The organism is Acidovorax sp. ST3 (genome assembly GCF_003231145.1).
Taxonomy (GTDB): Bacteria; Pseudomonadota; Gammaproteobacteria; order Burkholderiales; family Burkholderiaceae_C; genus Acidovorax.
Genome location: NZ_QKVP01000007.1, coordinates 64320 through 85494, shown reverse-complemented (window position 1 = coordinate 85494; position 21175 = coordinate 64320). Strand labels below are relative to the sequence as shown.

General features: G+C 67.5%; 19 protein-coding genes. 6 read left to right on the top strand and 13 right to left on the bottom strand.

The window, feature by feature from the left end; genetic code table 11:
- Positions 1 to 4 precede the first annotated feature (4 nt).
- Positions 5 to 2164 carry an ATP-dependent DNA helicase RecG gene (gene recG, locus DNK89_RS21575; protein ID WP_110961785.1) on the bottom strand — a complete coding sequence of 720 codons (2160 nt, stop codon included), beginning with the start codon at positions 2162 to 2164 and terminating at the stop codon, positions 5 to 7.
- Between the two features lie 111 nt (positions 2165 to 2275).
- On the opposite strand from recG, the gene DNK89_RS21570 reads away from it, so the two are divergent.
- The 4 genes from DNK89_RS21570 to DNK89_RS21555 all read left to right on the top strand — a co-directional run bounded on the left by DNK89_RS21570 (position 2276) and on the right by DNK89_RS21555 (position 6675).
- Positions 2276 to 3556, top strand: coding sequence for an HD-GYP domain-containing protein (locus DNK89_RS21570; RefSeq protein ID WP_110961784.1), 1281 nt, complete (start codon positions 2276 to 2278; stop codon positions 3554 to 3556).
- A 3-nt stretch (positions 3557 to 3559) separates the two neighbouring features.
- On the top strand, positions 3560 to 4525 hold the full coding sequence (locus DNK89_RS21565; protein ID WP_110961783.1) for a 1-phosphofructokinase family hexose kinase: 966 nt from the start codon (positions 3560 to 3562) through the stop codon (positions 4523 to 4525).
- 90 nt (positions 4526 to 4615) lie between these two features.
- Positions 4616 to 5773: a tRNA preQ1(34) S-adenosylmethionine ribosyltransferase-isomerase QueA gene (queA, locus tag DNK89_RS21560; RefSeq protein WP_110961782.1), complete on the top strand. Its 1158-nt coding sequence runs from the start codon at positions 4616 to 4618 to the stop codon at positions 5771 to 5773.
- Positions 5770 to 6675, top strand: coding sequence for a DMT family transporter (locus DNK89_RS21555; protein ID WP_238990892.1), 906 nt, complete (start codon positions 5770 to 5772; stop codon positions 6673 to 6675). The genes queA and DNK89_RS21555 overlap by 4 nt, the downstream gene beginning before the upstream one ends.
- Before the next feature lie 84 nt (positions 6676 to 6759).
- Here DNK89_RS21555 and DNK89_RS21550 read toward each other — a convergent pair whose 3' ends face one another.
- Together DNK89_RS21550 and DNK89_RS21545 are read right to left on the bottom strand one after the other, a co-directional pair.
- Entirely contained in the window at positions 6760 to 8361 is a 1602-nt protein-coding gene (locus DNK89_RS21550) for a gamma-glutamyltransferase family protein (protein WP_110961780.1), read from the bottom strand.
- A gap of 169 nt (positions 8362 to 8530) precedes the next feature.
- On the bottom strand, positions 8531 to 9514 hold the full coding sequence (locus DNK89_RS21545) for a tripartite tricarboxylate transporter substrate binding protein (protein ID WP_110961894.1): 984 nt from the start codon (positions 9512 to 9514) through the stop codon (positions 8531 to 8533).
- A 150-nt stretch (positions 9515 to 9664) separates the two neighbouring features.
- On the opposite strand from DNK89_RS21545, the gene DNK89_RS21540 reads away from it, so the two are divergent.
- A complete protein-coding gene (locus DNK89_RS21540) occupies positions 9665 to 10615 on the top strand; it encodes a LysR family transcriptional regulator (RefSeq protein WP_110961779.1) in 951 nt (316 codons plus the stop codon).
- Here DNK89_RS21540 and DNK89_RS21535 read toward each other — a convergent pair.
- Positions 10581 to 11828 carry an HD-GYP domain-containing protein gene (locus DNK89_RS21535; protein WP_110961778.1) on the bottom strand — a complete coding sequence of 416 codons (1248 nt, stop codon included), beginning with the start codon at positions 11826 to 11828 and terminating at the stop codon, positions 10581 to 10583. The two genes, DNK89_RS21540 and DNK89_RS21535, sit on opposite strands and share 35 nt — an antisense overlap.
- Before the next feature lie 61 nt (positions 11829 to 11889).
- Entirely contained in the window at positions 11890 to 13593 is a 1704-nt protein-coding gene (locus DNK89_RS24975) for a methyl-accepting chemotaxis protein (protein ID WP_110961777.1), read from the bottom strand.
- 354 nt (positions 13594 to 13947) lie between these two features.
- On the opposite strand from DNK89_RS24975, the gene DNK89_RS21525 reads away from it, so the two are divergent.
- Entirely contained in the window at positions 13948 to 14922 is a 975-nt protein-coding gene (locus DNK89_RS21525; RefSeq protein WP_110961776.1) for a helix-turn-helix domain-containing protein, read from the top strand.
- Between the two features lie 51 nt (positions 14923 to 14973).
- Here DNK89_RS21525 and DNK89_RS21520 read toward each other — a convergent pair whose 3' ends face one another.
- From DNK89_RS21520 to trpE, 8 genes are all read right to left on the bottom strand, one after another.
- On the bottom strand, positions 14974 to 15690 hold the full coding sequence (locus tag DNK89_RS21520; RefSeq protein ID WP_110961775.1) for a uracil-DNA glycosylase: 717 nt from the start codon (positions 15688 to 15690) through the stop codon (positions 14974 to 14976).
- Positions 15691 to 15760: 70 nt separating this feature from the next.
- Complete coding sequence (gene trpC / locus DNK89_RS21515; RefSeq protein WP_110961774.1) at positions 15761 to 16564, bottom strand: indole-3-glycerol phosphate synthase TrpC; 804 nt, start codon at positions 16562 to 16564, stop codon at positions 15761 to 15763.
- Entirely contained in the window at positions 16554 to 16706 is a 153-nt protein-coding gene (locus DNK89_RS24600) for a hypothetical protein (RefSeq protein WP_203422429.1), read from the bottom strand. Before DNK89_RS24600 ends, trpC begins: the two co-directional genes overlap by 11 nt.
- A 20-nt stretch (positions 16707 to 16726) precedes the next feature.
- Positions 16727 to 17764, bottom strand: coding sequence for an anthranilate phosphoribosyltransferase (trpD, locus tag DNK89_RS21510; protein ID WP_110961773.1), 1038 nt, complete (start codon positions 17762 to 17764; stop codon positions 16727 to 16729).
- Between the two features lie 17 nt (positions 17765 to 17781).
- Positions 17782 to 18453, bottom strand: a complete 672-nt coding sequence (locus DNK89_RS21505; RefSeq protein WP_110961772.1) for a LysE family translocator — start codon at positions 18451 to 18453, stop codon at positions 17782 to 17784.
- On the bottom strand, positions 18450 to 19040 hold the full coding sequence (locus DNK89_RS21500) for an aminodeoxychorismate/anthranilate synthase component II (RefSeq protein ID WP_110961771.1): 591 nt from the start codon (positions 19038 to 19040) through the stop codon (positions 18450 to 18452). Before DNK89_RS21500 ends, DNK89_RS21505 begins: the two co-directional genes overlap by 4 nt.
- Positions 19037 to 19384 (bottom strand): chorismate mutase, encoded by a 348-nt coding sequence (locus DNK89_RS21495; protein WP_110961770.1) that lies wholly within the window; start codon positions 19382 to 19384, stop codon positions 19037 to 19039. Before DNK89_RS21495 ends, DNK89_RS21500 begins: the two co-directional genes overlap by 4 nt.
- A complete protein-coding gene (trpE, locus tag DNK89_RS21490; protein WP_110961893.1) occupies positions 19381 to 20880 on the bottom strand; it encodes an anthranilate synthase component I in 1500 nt (499 codons plus the stop codon). Before trpE ends, DNK89_RS21495 begins: the two co-directional genes overlap by 4 nt.
- Positions 20881 to 21175 lie beyond the last annotated feature (295 nt).

The window sequence follows — 21175 nt, the reverse complement described above, 5'->3', positions numbered from 1 at the left end:
GGTGTCATGCCTTGAGATAGTCCGATTTTCCACCCAACCAGCGCGCCACGTGTTTGGCGGCCAGGTCAGGATACCGGTCCAGCATCTGCGGCGCCAGTTCGCGCGCCCATTCCAGCAGATGGGTGTCGGTGGCCAGGTCGGCAAACCGGAGCAGCGCATCGCCCGACTGGCGCGCGCCCAGAAACTCTCCGGGGCCGCGGATTTCCAGGTCGCGCCGGGCAATCTCGAAGCCGTCGTTGGTCTCGGCCATGGCGCGCAGGCGCTCCTTGGCCGTTTCGCCCACGCGGCCGCTGTCGTTGGTGGCGTACAGCAGCACGCAGGCCGACGCCGCCGCGCCCCGCCCCACCCGGCCGCGCAGCTGGTGCAGCTGGCTCAGGCCAAAACGCTCGGCGTGCTCGATGACCATGAGCGATGCGTTGGGCACATCCACGCCCACTTCGATCACGGTGGTGCTGACCAGCACGCCCATCTGGCCGCTGGTGAACAGCGCCATCACGGCCTTCTTCTCGGCCGTGGGCATGCGCGAGTGCAGAAGCCCGACCATCACGCCGGGCAGGGCCTCGCTCAGGTCGGCGTGCGTGGCGGTGGCGTTGGAGAGGTCCAGCGCCTCGCTCTCTTCAATCAGCGGGCACACCCAGTACACCTGCCGCCCGGCCTCCACCTGCGCGCCGATGCGCTCGATCACCTCGTCCTTGCGGCTGTCGGCGATCAGTTTGGTGACGATGGGGGTGCGGCCCGGAGGCAGTTCGTCGATGACGGACACATCCAGATCGGCGTAGTAGCTCATGGCCAGGGTGCGCGGGATGGGCGTGGCACTCATCATCAGCATGTGCGGCTCCATGCCGTGGGCGGCGAGCTTTTGCCTGAGCGCCAGCCGCTGCGCCACGCCAAAGCGGTGCTGCTCGTCAATGATGGCCAGCGCCAGGTTCTTGAACTGCACTTGTTCCTGGATCACGGCGTGCGTGCCCACCACCAGCGCGGCCTCACCGCTGGCCACCAGGGCCAGCATGGCGGTGCGGTCCTTCTTTTTCTGCCCGCCCACCAGCCAGGCCACCTTGCGGCCGTGCTGCGCCAGCAGCGGCTCCAGCCAGCCGATCATCTTGGCGAAGTGCTGCTCGGCCAGGATTTCGGTGGGTGCCATCAGCGCACATTGCCAGCCCGCATCCATGGCCAGGCAGGCGGCCAGGGCCGACACCACCGTCTTGCCCGATCCCACATCGCCCTGCAGCAGGCGGTGCATGGGCACCTGGCGGGCCAGATCGGCCGCAATCTCCTCACCCACTCGGCGCTGGGCAGCCGTCAGGTCGAACGGCAGCACGGCCATCAGCTGTTCGTGCAAGGGCAAGGCGCCCGGGACACCAGGCCGGGGCCGCAGCACGGGCGCACGCAACATGTCGCGTTCGCGCCGCGACTGCTGTTGGGACAACTGCTGGGCCAGCAGCTCTTCCGCCTTCAGGCGCTGCCAGGCGGGGTGGCTGTGGTCCTCCAGCGTGGACAGCGCCACGTCGGGTGTGGGGTGGTGCAAAAATGTGAGCGCCTCGCGCAAGCTGAATGCGCGGTGCAGGCCATTTTTACCATAAAACCGCGCCCAGGGCGGCTCTGCACCCGGCGGCAGCGTGTCCGACAAGTCCACCCGGGTCAGCGCACTGACCACGGCGCGGCGCAGGTAAGGCTGGGGCAGCCCGGCGGTGGTGGGGTACACAGGCGTGAGCGCGGCGGGCAGTTCCCCCCCGGCCAGGCGAAATGCGGGGTGCAGCATCTGCCTCCCCCAGAAGCCACCCTTGACCTCGCCCCGGATGCGCAGCCGGTTTCCCACGGCCAGGGTCTTCTGGTGCGACGGGTAAAAGCTGAAGAAGCGCAGCTCGCAACTGCCGGTGTCGTCCTCCACCTGCACCAGCAACTGGCGGCGGGGGCGCAGTTGCACCTCGCAGGCCGTGACTGTGGCCTCGATCTGCACCGTCTGCCCGTCCCGCGCGTTGGCCAACGGGGTGATGCGGGTTTCGTCCTCGTAGCGCAGGGGCAGGTGCAGGGCCAGGTCAATGTCGCGGCGCAGGCCCAGCTTTTGCAACGCCTTCTGCGCGACCGAGGCCGCGCCCTGGCCCCGCGCTGCCGGGGCGGCGGTGCGTGCAGGGGCTTTGGCGGGGGCTGGGGCGGCAGCGGGCATGGAGAGCAATTTGCTAGGGAAAACGAGCGGAGATGGCAGCCCGAAAAGGCTACCATGGTTACTATTGCTCACGCCTGACCAGGGCGTGTTTTCGAGTCCCGGGTTTCTGCCATGCTCAAGCGCATCCACATCCAACACCTCACCCTGGGCATGTATCTGCACGAGTTTTGTGGCTCGTGGATGGATCACCCGTTCTGGCGGGCCAAGTTCCTGCTCAAGGACCCCAAGGACCTCGCCCGTATCCAGGCCACGGCCATCCAGGAAATCTGGATCGACACGGACAAAGGCCTGGACGTAGCGGAGGGCACCGCATCCATGTCCCGCGAAGAGGTGGATGCGCAGATCGAAACCGACTTCAGCCGCCTGGAAGAACTGCCCCCGGTCAAGGTCAAGCTGCCGTCGCCCCCCCCGCCCCCCAAGCGCGACCGCAAACCGGCCGACATGCACAGCGAGCTCAAGATGGCCGCCGCCATCTGCGTGAAGTCCAAGGAAGCCGTGGTGTCGATGTTCAACGAGGCCCGCATGGGCCGGGCGGTGGACTCTGCGGGCGCCCAAAGCCTGGTGGAGGAGATTTCGGACTCCGTCACCCGCAACCCCGGCGCACTCATCAGCCTGGCGCGGCTGAAGACGGCCGACGACTACACCTACATGCACTCGGTGGCCGTGTGTGCGCTCATGGTGGCGCTGGCCAAGCAGCTCAAGCTCAAGGAAGACCAGCAGCGGCTCGCCGGCATGGCGGGCCTGCTGCACGACCTGGGCAAAGCGGCCATTCCGCTGGCCGTGCTCAACAAGCCCGGCAAGCTCACCGACCAGGAGTTCACCGTGGTGCGCAGCCACCCGGTGGAGGGCTTTCACATGCTCAAGGAGGGTGGCAACGTGCCCGATGCGGTGCTGGACGCCTGCCTGCACCACCACGAAAAGGTGGACGGATCGGGCTACCCCGACAAGCTGGCGGGCGAAGGCATCAGCGTGATCGCCCGCATGACCGCCATCTGCGACGTGTACGACGCCATCACCTCCGACCGGCCCTACAAGCGCGGCTGGGACCCGGCCGAATCGCTGCGCCGCATGGCCGAGTGGACCAAGGACCACTTCGACGCGCGCATCTTCCAGGCGTTTGTCAAGAGCATCGGCATCTACCCCGTGGGCTCGCTGGTGCGGCTGACCTCGGGCCGCATCGGGATCGTGACGGAACAATCGCCCACCGCGCTCACCACTCCCATCGTCAAGGTGTTCTTCTCGACCAAGTCCGACCTGCGCATTCCGCCCGAGGTAGTCAACCTGGCCGCCCCGGACTGCAACGAGAAGATCGTGGCACGCGAAGACCCTGAGAAGTGGCGCTTTCCCGACCTGGACGAGCTGTGGTCCGGCTTCTCCGACAAGGTCTGGTAGACCATGCCCGCACTGATCACGCTGACGCTCAACCCCGCCCTCGACCTGGCGACCACCACCGACCACGTGGCCCCCACCCACAAGCTGCGCTGCGGCCCAGTGCGGCGGTTTGCGGGCGGCGGCGGCATCAACGTGGCGCGGGTGCTGCACCGCCTGGGCGCGGACGTGTGCGCCTGGGCACTGGCGGGCGGCGCGGCGGGCGCCCAGGTGCAACAACTGCTGGCCGACGAGGGCGTGCCCACGCAGCTGCAGCGCATTGCGGGCGACACGCGCGAGAACTTTTCGGTGGTCGAGACCACCACGGGCCAGGAGTTTCGGTTTGTGCTGCCCGGCCCCACGCTGCAGGCCAGCGAGTGGCAGGCCTGCCTGGATGCGCTGGCAACGCACGCCCCACCACGCCGCTGGCTCATTGCCAGCGGCAGCCTGCCGCCCGGCACGCCCGACGACTTCTATGCCCAGCTGGTACGCGCTGTATCCGCTGTATCCGGCCAGGGCGTGCGGGTGGCCGTTGACACCTCGGGCCCGCCGCTGGCGGCGGCATTGCAAGCCGGGGTGGCGCTGGTCAAACCCAGCCTGCGCGAGCTGCGCGACCTGCTGCAACGGCCGCTGGAGCACGCCGCCGACTGGTGCACGGCTGCCCAGTCGCTGGTGCGCAGTGGTGCCGCCGACACCGTGGCCCTGTCAATAGGCGAACAAGGCGCGGTGCTGGCCACGCGGGAGGGGGTATGGCAGGCCCCCGCCCTCAACGTGCCCGCCACCACCGGCACCACGGGCGCGGGCGACTGCTTTCTGGCCGCGCTGGTCTGGGCGCTGGACCGGGGCGATGCGCCTGCCGAGGCGCTGCGCTGGGGCGTGGCCGCAGGCGCTGCCGCGCTGCTGCACCCAGGCACCAGCCTGGCCCAGGCTGGTGATGTGCAGCGGCTGGTGCGCAGCGTGCCCGCACCGGTGGCATTCAACATCCAGCCATAGCACCCCGCCTGCAGGGCCTGCAGCCCCGTGGGACAATCGCGCCTTCCGCAATTTTTACCTTGGCACGGGCCCGTTCGGCCCTCAAGCACGATGACTGATCTTTCCTCCGGCGCAGCCAGCGCGCCCCACGCTCCCCGCGTGTTCACCCTCAGCGACTTCGACTTTTCGCTGCCCCCCGAACTCATTGCCCAGCACCCCGCGCCCGAGCGCAGCGCCTCGCGCCTGCTCGACGGCCGCGCCATGCAGCCGGTAGACCGCATCTTTCGCGAGCTGCCCGGCCTGCTGCGCGAAGGCGATTTGCTGGTCTTCAACGACACGCGCGTGGTCAAGGCGCGCATCTTTGGCGAGAAGACCAGCGGCGGCAAGCTGGAGCTGCTGATTGAGCGTGTGCTGCCCGCCGAAGCCGGTGGAGACTCAGGCGGTAGGGGCAACGAAGTCGTGGCCCACATGAAGGTCAGCAAGAAACCCCTGCCCGGCAGCGTGGTACACATGGCCGGTGGCCGCCAGGCCGGTGGCTTTGACGCCCAGCTGCTGGGCCGCTGGCCCACCGAGGACGGCCCGCTGTTCCGCTTTGCGCTGCACGGCCCGGCGGGCGAATCGCCCTGGGAGCTGATGGACCGCCACGGCCACCTCCCGCTGCCGCCCTACATCGAACGCCACCAGAACAGCGACCACGACCCCGACGAGGCCGAAGACAGCCAGCGCTACCAGACCGTGTTTGCCAGCAAGCCCGGTGCCGTGGCCGCCCCCACCGCCGCGCTGCACTTTGACGAAGGCGTGCTGGCCGACCTGGCTGCGCGCGGCATCGAGCGCGCCAGCGTCACGCTGCACGTGGGCGCAGGCACCTTCCAGCCCTGCAAGACCGAGAACCTGGCCGAACACCAGATGCACAGCGAGTGGTACGAGATTCCGTTGGCCACGCTCGCTGCGCTGGAGCGCTGCCGCCAGCGCGGCGGCCGCGTGGTGGCCGTGGGCACCACCACCGTGCGCACGCTGGAGTCGTGGGCGAAGACCGGTCAGGCCTCGGGCGACACCAACATCTTCATCACGCCGGGCTTTGCGTTCCAGGTGGTGGATGTGCTCATCACCAACTTCCACCTGCCCAAGAGCACGCTGATGATGCTGGTGAGCGCGTTTGCGGGCTACGCCCACATCATGGGCCTGTATCGGCACGCGATTGCGCAGCAGTACCGCTTCTTCAGCTATGGCGACGCGATGCTGCTAGAGCGCGCACGCAGCACGCCGTGAGTCCCCCCGGCCCTAGGTTGTCGACCAGCCCTGCAGCCCGCCGGCGTGCGGCGCTGGCAGGCATCGCGCTGGCAGTGGTGGCCTGCGCGTTCTTTGCGCTGCTGGACACCGCCAGCAAGCTGGTCAGCGTGGGCGTGCCCATCGTCATGGCGCTGTGGATGCGCTATGTGTTCCAGTCGCTGCTGACCACGGCCTTCGTGCTGCAACGGGCGGGGCGCCCAGCCCTGCGCACCACACAGCCCCGCTTCCAGGCCTTGCGCGGCGCGCTGTTCGCCATGACCAGCCTGTTCGGCTTCATCAGCCTCACCGCCCTGCCGCTCGCAGAGTTCACGGCCATCGTGGCGACGGTGCCGCTGTGTGTGACGGTCGTGGCAGCCCTGTGGCTGCACCAGCCTGTGAGCCCTTTGCGCTGGCTGCTGGTGGTGGCCGGGCTGGCGGGCACGCTGGCCATCATCCGGCCCGGGGGTGATGCCTTCACCTGGGCGCTGCTGTGGCCGCTGTGCATGCTGGCTGCGGGCACGGGCTACCAGGTGCTGAGCAGCAAGATGGCGGGCCAGGAGAGCCCCGCCACCACGCAGCTCTACACCAGCTGGATCGCCACCGCGCTGGTGTCGCTGGGCGTGCCGTTCTTCTGGCAGCCGGTGAGTGACCCGTGGATGTGGGCGGGCATGTTCACCATGGGCCTGTCGAGCGCGGTGGGACACATGTTGCTGCTCAACGCCTATGCACGCACCACGCCGGTGACGATTGCGCCGTTTCTGTATTCACAGATCGGGTTTGCCATGCTGGCGGGCTGGCTGGTGTACCGCCATGTGCCCGATGCGTGGTCCATGGCGGGCATCGCGGCCATTGTGCTCAGCGGCGCGGCCAGCGCCTGGCTGACCGTGCGCGAGACACGTTAAGCACCCAAACAGCCGGTAGCGCTAGTGCAATATGCCCGAGCAGCTATATATTCAATAGCGTCAAGCCCGCCGCCTGGGCATGGATCAGAACGCCACCGCGTGCCCGTCCTTGCGCGGGTCGGAGCCCGCGATGTAGCTGTTGCCGTTCTTGAGCACCAGCTGGGCGCCGCCAAAGGCGAACACGCCGTTGCCCTCTTCCACCGTCACCTCGTGCCCGCGCGCGCGCAGCGCGGCGACCACGGCGGGGTCAAAGCCTGGTTCCACCGCCACTCCCTTGCCACCCGTCACGCGCCAGCGGGGCGCATCGGCCGCCGCCTGCGGGTTCTGGCCGTAGCGCAGCACGCGCAACGCCATCTGGGTGTGGCCCTGGCTTTGCATGGGGCCACCCATCACGCCAAACGCCATCTGCGGCGTGCCGTCGGCATGCATGGCAAAGGCCGGGATGATGGTGTGCGAGGGGCGCTTGCGCGGCGCCACCTGGTTGGCATGGCCCGGAGTCAGGTTGAAGCCGTGGCCCCGGTTCTGCAGGCTGATGCCCGTGCCCGGCACCACCACGCCCGAGCCAAAGCCCATGTAGTTGGACTGGATGAACGAGACCATCATGCCGGACGCATCGGCCGCTGCCAGGTACACCGTGCCGCCGGGGCGCGGCGCGCCGTAGCCGGGGTCGCCAGCGCGCGTGGTGTCGATCAGCGCGGCGCGGCTGCGCAGGTAGTCGGGGTTCAGCAGCGCATCGGGCTTGACGTGCATGGCCTCGATGTCGGCGTTGTACTGGTGCAGGTCGGCAAACGCGAGCTTCATGGCCTCGATGCTGGCGTGCACGGTCTCCACATCGTCCACTGGGTGCGCGCCAATGCCGTGCGCGTCGAGCATGCCCAGCGCCATCAGCGCGGCGATGCCCTGGCCGTTGGGCGGGATCTCGTGGATGACCGAGTCGCCAAACCGCTGCTGGATGGTGCCCACCCAGTCGGCCTGGTGTGCGGCCAGATCGGCCATCGTCATGGCGCCGCCGTTGGCTTGCGCATGGGCGGCGATACGCTCGGCAATCACGCCGCGGTAGAAGGCCTCGCCCTCGGTTTCGGCAATCAGCTCCAGCGTACGCGCATGGGCTTCACTGCGAAAGATTTCACCCGCCTTTGGCACCCGACCATTCGGCATGAAGCACTCGGCAAACCCGGGCTGCGTGCCCAGCTTGGCCGCGCCCAGCGCCCACAGGCGGGCGATGGTGGGCGACACCGGAAAGCCATTGCGCGCGTAGTCGATGGCGGGCTGGGCCAGCTGCGCAAACGGCAGCTTGCCCAGGCGCTTGGACAGCGCCACCCAGGCCGACACGGCGCCCGGCACGGTGACGGCATTCCAGCCGGTTTCAGGAATGCCGCCCAGCTTTTCGAAGTATTCAGGCGTCCACGCCGCAGGCGAGCGGCCCGAGGCGTTCAGGCCGTGCAGCTCCTTGCCATCCCACACGATGGCAAACCCATCGCTGCCCAGGCCGCAGCCCGTGGGCTCCACCACCGTGAGCGCCATGGCGGCGGCAATGGCGGCGTCCACCGCGTTGCCACCGACCAGCAGCATGCGCAGGCCCGCCTGCGCGGCCAGCGGCTGCGAAGTGGAGACCATATTGCGGCCCATGACCGCGCTGCGGTTTGAGGCGTAGGGAAGGGACCAGTCGAGGGATGGGGTATTCATAGCGTTCTGACTCTGTTGCCCCGCACAGGGCGGGCTGCATAAAACCGGCGCGGCGCAAAGCGAGGGACGCCGAGGAAGGGCCGCCCCGCACCGAGGGCGTCGTCCCCCTTCCCGAATGGCAACGCCATTCGAGAGAAGGGGGGAAGCGGCAAAGCCGCTCAGGGGGATGTCACTCCAGGGTTATTTTGTGCTGGCGAATCACCGTCGCCCAGCGATTGCTATCGGCCTGCACCATGGCACCAAACTGCGCGGGCGTGCGCGGTGCGGCGGGCTCCACGCCCAGCTTGGCCAAGCTCTCGGCCACTTCGGGAGCCTGCACGGCTTTGGCAAAGGCCTTGTGTACCTTCTCCACCAGCGCGGGGGATGCCCCGGCAGGCAGGTACACACCAAACCAGGTCACCGACGAATAGCCGGGCAGGCCAGATTCGGCCAGCGTGGGCAGCTCGGGCGCCAGGGTGCTGCGCTTTTCGCTGGTCACGGCCAGCGCGCGCAGGCGGCCGGCCTTGGCGTGCGGCATGCCGGTGGGCAGCGAGTCAAACAGCACATGCGTCTGCCCGGCAATCAGGTCGGGGATGGCCAGGGCCGTACCCTTGTAGGGGATGTGGGTCATCTCCACACCCGCCTGGGCGCTGAAGGCCGCAGTGTTCAGGTGCACGATGGTGCCGTTGCCGCTGGTGGCGTAGTTGAGCTTGCCGGGGTGGGCCTTGGCATAGGCAATCAGTTCGCCCACGGTCTTGACCGGCAGCGAGTTGGTGACCAGCAGAACGCTGGGTGCGTCAGCCACATGGGCCACAGGTGTGAAGTCCTTGCGCGCGTCGTAGGCCAGCTTGGGCATCAGGTGCGGCGAGATGGCGTGCGTGCTGCTGGTGGTCAGCAGCAGGGTGTAGCCGTCGGGTGCGGCCTTGGCCGCCTCGGCCGTGCCCAGGGTGCCGCCCGCGCCAGGCTTGTTGTCCACCACCAGTTGCTGGCCCAGGTCGGCCGCTACGCGCTGGGTGACCACGCGGGCCACCAGGTCGGTCGCGCCGCTGGCCGGGAAGGGCACGATCACCCGCACGGGGCGGTCGGGCCAGTTGGCTTGTGCCTGCGCGGCAGACGCCAGCACCAGCAGGCCGGCCAGGCCCCAGACACCACGGCCCCAGGAAAGTAGACGCATACAGAGCACTCCCGCAAAGAAATCGGACACAACAAAGGATGGACCCATCTTAGGAAGCTGCGCCTTGCTTGACCACCAGCATTTCAGCAAGCTGCTTTGCCACCACGGCAAACCGTCGCATACTGCGGGCTTCCCTCTGCCCCTTCCCCCATGCGCCCTCACCTGCTGCAAGACACCACCCTGCGCTACTTTCTGGCCGTGGCGCAGAGCGGCTCGCTGACCGAAGCCTCGGCCCGCCTGCATGTCGCCGCCTCGGCGCTAAGCCGCCAGATCGCGGGGCTGGAGGCCCAGCTGGGCACGCCCCTGTTCGAGCGCCACCCGCGCGGCATGGTGCTGACGGCGGCGGGCGAGATCCTGGCGGTGCATGCACGCCGCACCTTGCTGGACGCCGAGCGCGCGCTGGGCGAGATCGGTGCGCTGCAGGGCCTGCGGGCCGGGCAGGTGCGCCTGGCCACGTCCGACGCGTTTGCCAACGAGCTGGTGCCACGCCTGTGCGTGGAGTTCCAGCGCACCTATGCCGGGGTGCAGTTCAGCGTGATCGCCCTGCCCACCGCCCAGGTGCCCGACGCCGTGCGCAGCGGCGCGGCCGACATCGGCCTGTGCTTCAGCCGCGCGCCGCACAAGGACATCGACGTGGCCTACCGCCAGAGCGCCCCGGTGCTGGCCCTGCTGCCGCCCGGCCACCCGCTGGCCAGCGCAGGCAGCGTGACCCTGGCGCAGATGGCCGCCTACCCCCTGGCCCTGCCCCCGGCCGAAACCACGGTGCGCCAGATGATCGACATCGTCTGCAGCCGCCAGGGCCTGCAGCTCGAAGCCGTGCTCATCAGCAACCACGCCAAGACGGTGGTCAACTTTGTGCAGCAGGGCGGCGGGCTGTCCGTGGCCAGCGAGATCGCCGTGCGCCACCTGGTGGCCGAAGGCGCCATCGTGGCCCTGCCCATCAGCGACCCTGGCATGGACCTGCGCGACATCGAAATCCAGACCCTGGCCGGGCGCAGCCTGCCGGTGGCGGCGCAGGCGTTTCTGGAGCTGCTCAAGGAACAGTTGCCGGGCTCGGCCACGCCCGTCACTGCGGCTGCCAGAGGTGGGCCAGCCGCGTGAACCCATGGGTGTGCGGGTCTTCCCGCGCGACGATGTGGTCCGCCTCGCCAGGGCGGGACAGGTCCAACACCCGCTGCTCGATGTGCGAGCCGGAGCGCAGTGAAAAGAACACGCGCACCCGGGGCGCGGTCAGTGCCCCGGGGTTGTGCACCACCACCACGGCGAGCCGGCCCGACGCCAGGCGCACCAGCGACCCCACGGGGTAGATGCCCACCACGCGCACAAAGGCGTGCAGGATCGACGGGTCGAAATGCCCCTCCCACTGCGCCATGCGCGCCAGGGCCAGGGCCGGGTCCCATGCGTTCTTGTAGGCCCGCTCGGAGGTCACCGCGTCATACACATCACAGACCGCCGCCATGCGCACCAGCAGGCTGATCTGCCCCTGTGGCAAGCCATGCGGGTAGCCGCTGCCGTCCATCTTTTCATGGTGGTGCAGACAGACGTCGATCACGGAGTCCGGCACCTGGCCGCCACGGCGCAGGATCTCCACCCCGTGCTGCGGATGCATCTGCATCACCCGGAACTCTTCGGGCGTGAGCTTGCCCGGCTTGTCGAGAATATGGCCTGGCACCCGCAGCTTGCCCACGTCGTGCAGCAGCCCACACATGCCTGCCTCGCGCACCTGATCGGGCGCCAACCCCAGCTGGCGCGCCAGAGCGATCATCAAAGTGCACACCGCCACGGAATGCGCGAAGGTGTAGGTGTCCTTGCTCTTGAGGCGCACCAGCCCGATCAGCGCCCCAGGCTGCGTCGCCACCATGGCCGTCAACTCATCCACGATGGCCAAGCTGTGGTCCAGAGAGATCGCCTGCCCCGCACGGGCCTGGCAGAACAGTGACCGAACCACCTCACGCGCCTTCAGCGCCAGCCGCTCGGCGCGGTGGGGCGGCGCAGCCGAATCGCCAAGGGCCGACACGCGGTGCTGCAGCGCTGCAGGCTCTGCGGCGGGGGCGGCGGACGACTCCGCTGGAATATCCACACCGTCCTCGCGCGCGGGCGCCGCCTTGGGCGCCACATCTAAGCCGCGCGAAATGTCGATCCAGCAATGTTCCACGCCGCTGCTGCGCAAGGCCTGCACGTCGCCCTCGCTCTGCAACACAAACCGGCTGCGCCAGAACGGATGGTCCATCCACGACGCATCCAGTGCGTGGACAAACATGCCAGGCAGGGCCTGATCCACCGGAATCCTTTTCAACACGGGGGCACGGTCCATGGCTATCTACCTGGCAAGGGCAACCCGGTGGGGTTCAACCCCTGCCACTGCACAGGGTGGATCAGAACCGCTTCCAGCTGGCATCCGCGCCCGGTGCCGCGCTTTGCGCCGCCTTCTGTGCGGCGGGGGGCAGTGCCGGGGCCTGCCGCTGCAGTGCGCCGGGCGCAGCAGGGCGGGTGGCGGGTGCAGGCCGCTGTGCTTGTGTCCCCAGGCGAAACACGGCCACCGCCTGCACCAGTTGCTGGGCCTGGTGGTTCAGGCTGTCGGCGGCTGCCGCCGCCTCTTCCACCAGGGCGGCGTTCTGCTGGGTCACCGTGTCCAGCTGGGTCACGGCTTCGTTGATCTGGCTGATGCCTGCGGTTTGCTCCTGCGTGGCGGTGGTGATGTCGCCAATCAGGTCGGCCACGCTGCGCACCTGGGCCACAAGGGTGTCCATCACCTGGCCGGCGTCGTTCACCAGCTGGCTGCCTTTTTCCACCCGGCCCACGCTGTCCTCGATCAGGCCCTTGATTTCTTTGGCCGCTGCGGCGCTGCGTTGGGCCAGGCTGCGCACCTCGCTCGCCACCACGGCAAAACCACGGCCCTGCTCGCCCGCACGCGCAGCCTCCACCGCCGCGTTCAGCGCCAGGATGTTGGTCTGGAAGGCGATGCCATCGATCACGCCGATGATGTCGGAGATGCGCTGGGAGGATGTATTGATCTCCGCCATCGTGGCCACCACCTGCCCCACCACGCGGCCGCCATCGTGGGCCGCCGCGCTGGCGCTGCGTGCCAGCTCAGCCGCCTGGCGCGAGACGTCGGCACTGCTTTGCACGGTGCTGGTCAGCTCTTCCATCGAGGCCGCCGTCTCCTCCAGGTTGCTGGCCTGCTCTTCGGTGCGCTGGGACAGGTCCGCATTGCCCACCGAGATTTGCCCGGCGCCCGTGGCAATGCTGTCGCTGGCCTCGCGCACCGTGCCCACCACGCTGCGCAGTGCGCGCTGCATGTCGTGCATTGCGGCCACCACACTGCCCGCCCGGGCGCGCGAGGTATCGATGGGCAGGGACAGGTCCCCGGCAGCGATGGCGTTGGCGGCCTGCGCCACGGCGGCCGGCTCGCCGCCCAGCGCGCGTGTGAGGCTGCGGGTCAGGGCCACACCAATCGCGAGCCCCACCAGCGCACCGCCGGCCGTCAGGGAAATCAGCAACACGCGGATGCGGCTGTAGATAGTGTCCGTTTCATCGTTGAGCGCCTTGGCGTCGCTGCGCTTGCGCTCGACCAGCTTGCCCAGCAGGTCGTCGGCCTTGTCGGCGAGGGTGCGCACCGCGCGCATCTTGTCGGTGGAGGCGCGCACATTGGCCAGCTCCTCCTCCTTGAGCAGCGCCGCCACCTGGTCCAGCCCGGCGGCGTAGTCGCGCAAAGCCGCACCAGCGTCCCGCGCAAGGGCCTTGCCACTGTCGGTGACGAAGTACTGGGCGGATCGCTCCAGCTCGCTCTGCGCCTGCGACACGCTTTCTCCGGCAGAGCGCAACTGCGTGGCACGCTCCTGCTCCGACGCCGCCAGCAGCGCGCTGCGCATGGCGCGCCCGGCCATGACGAGGTTGATGTTGGCCTCGGTGGCATGCAGCATGCCTGTCATCTCGCGCTCATACATCAGCTGGGCCAGATCGTTGATCTGGGACGATTTCTGGATGCCGTTGATCCCGATCACCGCCCCCACTGCGGCGACGGCGAGAAACCCGCCAATCAGCTTGCTCCCCACCGGAAGCTTCTTGAACCATTCCACGATGTCGTTTCCTTTGCTGTGTTCGTGTCGATGGCAAGACACCGTGGATGCACCGCGCCACAGCCACCCGGCGGCGACATGCGCCGCCGGGCCCGCAGACCTCCCCCGACTCGGCGGGATTGTCCGGATGGAGCCCGGCCGCCGTCTACACGATTCGCGCAGTTGTCTGCATGTTTAACGCAAAAGTAACCTCCAGGCGTTTTTTTGACAGCTATTGACAGCTTGGACTGCTTGTACACTGCGCCACTCGGGACCTCCCTGCGGACCCCAGGGCTCACACCCGGCCATCTCCGGTTTCTCTCTTCCTGCCTTCAGCGGTACCACGCTCTGAACCCCACGTCCGCCCCGTCCCCTTTGCTGTTCGGCAACGACCGCTGCGCCACCTTCTCCGCCCCTGCGGCGTTTGGAGAGTCGGTCTTGCCCCTGTGGCCCAAACTCCAGGATTGCGATGCCCAGCCACGGGACAAAGCCTTTGCGGGCCAGTCGGCCTCCGTGGTGCTGCCCGGCATCTCAGCCATAGCCGCCTCGTTCACGTCGCTGCGTGTGGCGGTGGCCGACAACACGCGCGCCTCCGTGTCCTTCAAGCTGCAAGGCCACAACGAGCTGCGGGTGCAAAACCAGAAGCTGGAGTTGACCGGGCCCCGCTGCGTGTTCATTCCGGCGGGCTCCGGCCCCCAGGAGGCCATTGGCCAGGGGCAGAACGTGCTCATGCTGCAGCTGGACCCCCACGGGCTGCACATGGCGGCGCGCGCACTGCGGGGTCTGGAGGCGGGGTGTCCGGTCGATCTGGACCAGGGGCGGGTCCGCTTCCTGACCTCGCAGACGGGCCCCTCTCTGGAGGCCCTGGCGCGGCACATCGGGGCCACCATCCATCTGCACCTGGACCAGCCAGAGGTGTTGCACCGGCTGGGCTTCCAGGATTTTGTCTACCGCCAGCTGGTGCTGCTGTTCCGGCCCGACTGGCTGACCGCCGAGATCCGCCCGCCCCGCCCCGGCAGCCTGCGCGAACGCCTGGCCGTGGACAAGGTGTGCGATGCCATGCTCGCCGAGCCTGGGGCGCGCTTCACCCTCAGCGAACTGGCCCAGCTGGGCTGCCTGTCGGTGCGGGCGCTGCAGTATGCGTTTCAGCACCGGTTCGGACAATCCCCCCTGCAGTGGCTGCGCGACCAGCGTCTGGCAACCGCGCGCCAGCGCCTGCTGCAGGACAGCGCAGACACCATCGCACAGATTGCCATGGATTGCGGGTTTGCCAGCGCCAGCAGCTTTTCAGCGTTCTACCGTGAGCGCTATGGCGAGTTGCCCGCCCAGACCCGCACCCGGAGGTTTTGACGGCGGAAAGGACGGCCCATGCAGGGCCCATGGCTGCCGCCCGGCAACGGCTCAGTAGCCGTGCTGCGCGCGAAAATCCCGCGCCTTGCTAAAGTGCCCGTTGCCAATGAAGGGCACCGGCGGGCGCAGCGCGGACAACGGCGAGGGGTGGTTGGACGTGAGCACCAGGTGCCCCCGGTCGGCGGGAATCCACGCCCGCTTGGACTGGGCGTGCGAGCCCCAGAGCATGAACACCACCGGGCGCGGCCCCTCGGCCACGTGGCGGATGACGGTGTCGGTCAGCTCCTCCCAGCCTTTGCCTGCATGGCTGGCGGCCTGGCCCTCTTCGACCGTGAGGCAGGTGTTGAGCAGCAGCACGCCATTTTTGGCCCACTTAACCAGACTGCCGCCCGGGTTCGGGAACGGGGGGAAAGCCACCCCCAGGTCGCGCTGCATCTCCTTGAAGATGTTCTGCAGCGAGGGCGGCAGGCGCACGCCTGGCGCGACGGAAAACGCCAGCCCCTCGGCCTGGCCCCGGCCGTGGTACGGGTCCTGCCCGAGGATGACCACACGCACCTCATCGGGTGGCGTCAGCTCCAGCGCGCGCAGCGGCTGGGGCGGAAAAATCGCCGCCCCCGCCTGCAACCGCGCCTGCAAAAACGCGAGCAGTGCCTGCCCACGCGCGCCGGCAAAGAACGCGTCCACCAAGGGCTGCCAGCCCGGGGCTACCGGCCAGTCGGCGGGTTGGGCCGTCTGGAGTTGCGTGGCGGGCATTTCAGAGGGATTCATGGCGAAATAGGCTGATAGCTCATGTGATATATGCGCCAACAGCTATCAAAATCATAGCGATTGATCACTGTCAAGCAAACAGCTTGGCCAGCGCCAGGCCGGGGTCGTCGGCGCGCATGAAGGCCTCGCCCACCAGGAAGGCGTGCACACCCGCGTCGCGCATGGTCTTCACGTCGGCAGGCTTCAGGATGCCCGACTCGGTGACCAGCAGGCGGTCGGCGGGCACGTCCTTGAGCATGCCCAAAGTGGTGTCCAGCGTGACCTCGAACGTGCGCAGGTTGCGGTTGTTGATGCCGACCAGCGGGGTCTTGAGCTTCAGCGCGCGCTCCAGCTCGGCGCGGTCGTGCACCTCCACCAGCACCGCCATGTCCAGGCTGCGGGCGATGGCTTCAAAGTCGGCCATCTGGGCATCGTCCAGGCAGGCCGCGATCAGCAGGATGGCATCAGCGCCCATCGCGCGCGATTCGTAGATCTGGTACGCGTCCACCATGAAGTCCTTGCGCAGCACGGGGAGCGTAGTGCTGGCGCGGGCCTGCTTGAGGTAATCGGGCTGACCCTGGAAGAACTGCCGGTCGGTCAGCACCGACAGGCAGGCCGCGCTGACCTTGCCATCGCCTTCCATGTAGCTCTGGGCGATGTCGGCCGGCTCGAAGTTGGCACGCAGCACACCCTTGCTGGGGCTGGCCTTCTTGACCTCGGCAATCACGGCCGCCTGGCCCTTGGCGATCTTGGCGCGCAATGCGCCTTCAAAGTCGCGCGTGAGCACGCGGCTCTCGGCGTCGGCGCGCATGGCGTCAAAGGGCAGGCGCTTTTTGGCGGCGGCCACTTCTTCGTGCTTGACGGCCACGATCTTGTTGAGGATGTCACTGCTCATGGTGGGCTGCCTTGTCGGTTTCAGTGGGCTCGGCGGAGCCCTGTTTCAGAATACGGGTGAACACGCGGTGCAGCACGACCCCTGCCACGATGAACAGGGCAGAGACGCCCAGTGCAATCCAGGTGCCAGGGTCGCGCCACATGGCTAGGTCAGGCCGTCGTATCAGACCGCTGCCGCCAGCGCGTGCGTGCACGTAACCACCTGCTCCAGCTTGGCCAGCGCGGCGCCGGAGGCAATCGCGGCGCGTGCCTTGGCGATGCCGGTCTGGATGGAGTCGGCCACATTGGCGGCGTACAGGGCCACGCCTGCGTTCAAGCAGACGATGTCCTGCGCAGCGCCGGGCTCGCCCTTGAGCACGCCGATCAGCATCTCACGCGACTGCTCGGGCGTTTCGACCTTGAGCGCGCGGTTGCTCGCCATCGGCAGGCCGAAATCTTCGGGGTGGATTTCGTACTCGGTGATCTGGCCGTTCTTCAGCTCACCGACCAGCGTGGCGGCGCCCAGGCTCACTTCGTCCATGCCGTCACGGCCGTAGACCACCAACGCATGCTCGGCGCCCAGGCGCTGCAGCGCGCGCACCTGGATACCCACGAGGTCGGGGTGGAACACGCCCATCAGGATGTTGGGTGCGCCTGCGGGGTTGGTGAGCGGGCCCAGGATGTTGAAGATGGTGCGCACGCCCAGCTCCTTGCGCACCGGGGCCACGTTCTTCATGGCGGGGTGGTGGTTGGGTGCGAACATGAAGCCGATGCCGACGTCGGCAATGCACTGGGCGATCTGCTCGGGCTTGAGGTTGATGTGGATGCCCAGGGCTTCCATCACATCAGCGCTGCCGCTTTTGCTCGACACGCCGCGCCCGCCATGTTTGCTGACCTTGGCGCCTGCGGCGGCGGCCACGAACATCGAGCAGGTGGAGATGTTGAAAGTGTTGGCACCGTCGCCGCCCGTTCCCACGATGTCCACCATGTGGGTCGCGTCCTTGACGTGCACCTTGGTGCTGAACTCGCGCATCACCTGCGCGGCGGCGGTGATCTCGCCGATGGTTTCCTTCTTCACACGCAGGCCGGTGATGATGGACGCCGTCATGACCGGCGAGAGTTCGCCATTCATGATGAGCCGCATCAGGTGCAGCATCTCGTCGTGGAAGATTTCGCGGTGCTCGATGGTGCGCTGCAGCGCTTCCTGGGGGGTAATGGGCATGGAATGTCTCCTGGTATTTATGCAGAGGGCTGGTCCGTGAAGGCCAGCTTGAGTCCGAAGCCGACGAACATGGCACCCGCCACGCGGTCCAGCCAGTGCATGCCGCGCTGGATCACCCCGGCGCGGCGCGCCATCCAAGACGCGGCCAGCGCCCAGCCCACGTTGACGGGGATGGCGTTGAGGTTGAACAGCACGCCCAGCAACACAAAGGCCAGTGCCTTGTTGTCCGCACCCGGCGCGATGAACTGCGGCACAAAGGCCAGGAAGAAAATCGCCACCTTGGGGTTGAGCACATTGGTCCAGAAGCCCCCCAGGAACACCTTGCGGAGCGGCGTGTGCGGCGCAGGGGCCGCCTGCGCAGCTTCCAGCGCTGCGCTGTTACCGCCATCAGCACCGGGCTTGGACAGCAGCATGCGCACACCCATCCACATCAGGTACGCGGCACCGATCCACTTGAGCACGGTGAACGCGGTGGCCGATGCGGCCAGCAGTGCGCCCACGCCCACGGCAGCCGCAAAGATGTGCACAAAGCACCCGGCCGTGATGCCCAGCCCCGCCACGATGCCAGCACGCGTGCCGGACTTGAGCGCGTTGGTCACGATGTAGAGCACATCCGGCCCGGGCGTGAGGTTGAGCAGCCAGCCGGCAGCGATGAACATCACCAGCTGGTGGGCGTCGATGAAGTTCATGCGCGCTGCTCCAGAAAGTTCTTCAGCATGGCGTGGCCGTGTTCGGTGAGGATGCTTTCGGGGTGGAACTGCACGCCTTCGATCGGCAGCGTCTTGTGGCGCACGCCCATGATTTCGCCGTCGTCCGTCCACGCCGTCACCTCCAGCACCTCAGGGCACGAGGCGCGCTCGATGGCCAAGGAGTGGTAGCGGTTGACCGTGAACTTTTCGGGCAAGCCCGCAAACACGCCCTTTTGCGTGGTGGAGATAACGCTGGTCTTGCCGTGCATCAACTCCTGCGCGCGGACGATGTTGCCGCCGAAGGCCGCACCAATGGCCTGGTGGCCCAGGCACACGCCCAGGATGGGCAGCTTGCCGGCAAAGTGCTGGATCGCGGCGACCGAGATGCCGGCCTCGGCGGGGGAACAAGGACCGGGCGAGATGACCAGGCGATCGAGCTGCCCAGCATTCAGTCGCGCCTCGATCTCGGCCACGGTGATCTCGTCGTTGCGGAACACCTCCACCTCGGCACCCAGTTCACCGAAGTACTGGACGATGTTGTAAGTGAAGCTGTCGTAGTTATCGACCATCAAGAGTTTTGTTGTCATGCGGCGCTCCCGGCCAAGGCGGGCTCGCGCAGACGGGCGAACTCGCGGTGTTCATAGGCAATGCAGGCTTCCATGAGGCTGCGGTAGATGGCTTCGATCACGTCGGCGTCGCCGCCTTCGGCCGTTGCACGCTCGCGCACCCGGTCCACGATGGCCTGGATACGCGCTTCATCGCGCACCTGCTCAGCGCCTTGCTTGATGCGCGCGGCCTGGGTCATGTAGCCCACGCGCTCTACCAGCAGGGGCACCAGCACGTCGTCCAGCGCGTTCACTTCGCGGCGCACGTCCTGCATGGTGGTGCAGTCCTTCACTTTGGCAATGGCCTTGGTTTCAGAGGACGTCATTCCAGCCCCTCCTCGACCAGCTCGGCGGCACGCAGCAGTGCGCGGGCTTTGTGCTCGGTTTCCTTCCACTCCAGCTCGGGCACCGAATCGGCCACCACGCCCGCAGCGGCCTGCACGTAGAGCGTGCCGTTCTTGATGATGCCGGTGCGGATGGCAATGGCCACATCCATGTCGCCCGCGTAGCTCAGGTAGCCGCAGGCGCCGCCGTACAGGCCGCGCTTGGTGGGTTCGAGCTGGTCGATCAGCTCCATCGCATGCACCTTGGGCGCACCGGTGAGCGTGCCGGCGGGGAAGGTGGCCTTGAGCACATCCATGCTGGTCATGCCGTCGTGCAGGATGCCTTCCACGTTGCTCACGATGTGCATCACGTGGCTGTAGCGCTCCACCGCAAAGGCCTCGGTCACCTTCACGGTGCCGGTCTTGGCGATGCGGCCGATGTCGTTGCGCGCCAGGTCGATCAGCATCACGTGCTCGGCACGTTCCTTGGGGTCGTTGATGAGTTCGACCTCGGTGGCCTTGTCCTTCTCGGGCGTGGCGCCGCGCGGGCGGGTGCCGGCCAGGGGGCGGATGGTGACCTTGGTGCCTTCGTCGGTCTTTTCCTGCCGCACCAGGATCTCTGGGCTGGCGCCCACCACATGGAAGTCGCCAAAGTCGTAGAAGTACATGTACGGCGACGGGTTCAGCGAACGCAGGGCGCGGTACAGCGACAGGGGCGATTCGGTGTAGCGCTTGTGGATGCGCTGGCCCACCTGCACCTGCATGAAGTCACCGGCGGCAATCAGCTCCTTGGCGCGCTCCACGGCGGCCAGGTAGTCGGCCTTGGCAAAGTCGCGCTGGGCGGGGTGGCTTTCGGTGGGCTTGACCACGGGCGCGCTCACCGAATATTTGAGCTGCTCCTTGAGGTCGCGCAGGCGCTTCTTGGCCTTGGCATACGCCTCGGGCTGGGCCGGGTCGGCGTAGACGATGAGGTAGAGCTTGCCCGACAGGTTGTCGATGACGGCCAGCTCCTCGCACTGCAGCAGCAGGATGTCGGGGCATCCCAGGGTGTCGGGCGGGCAAGTGGTTTCGAGCTTCTTCTCGATGTAGCGCACCGCGTCGTAGCCAAAGTAACCGGCCAGGCCACCGCAAAAACGCGGCAGGCCGGGGCGCAGGGCCACCTTGAAACGTTTTTGGTAAGCCTCGATGAAATCGAGCGGGTTGCCTTGCGCGGTCTCGACCACTTGGCCATCGGTGACGACTTCGGTGCGCGCTGCGGCCCCGAAGCCGCTGGCCCGCAGCAAGGTGCGTGCAGGCAGGCCGATGAAGCTGTAACGCCCGAAGCGCTCACCGCCCACCACCGATTCGAGCAGAAAGCTGTGCTTGCCGCCGTCTTTGGTATGCGCCAGCTTCAAATAGAGCGAGAGCGGGGTTTCCAGGTCCGCAAAGGCTTCGGCCATGAGCGGAATGCGGTTGTAGCCTTCGCTGGCCAAGCTTTTGAATTCAAGTTCTGTGATCACGGGGAGGGCTCCCAGCTGTCGCAGCACGTGTCCCTGTGCAATGAAAAGGGGTGCTGCGGTCCATTCAATCGGCCTCACCGCATCGGGGTGGAGGCCACGGGTGCACGCTGGGGCTGCTGCCCAGGTGCCATCAGGCGTTCAAAGCGACAGGCTGACGCCAGGGCCAGGCTCCCCGGTCGCTGCAACCTGTGATGAACACGTGGTGAATGAACATGGGCCAAAGTGTAGCAAAGCTTTTTTGGCGGGCCGATTTGACCGTCCTCACAGCGAGATCGCACAACCGCTCGAAAACCCT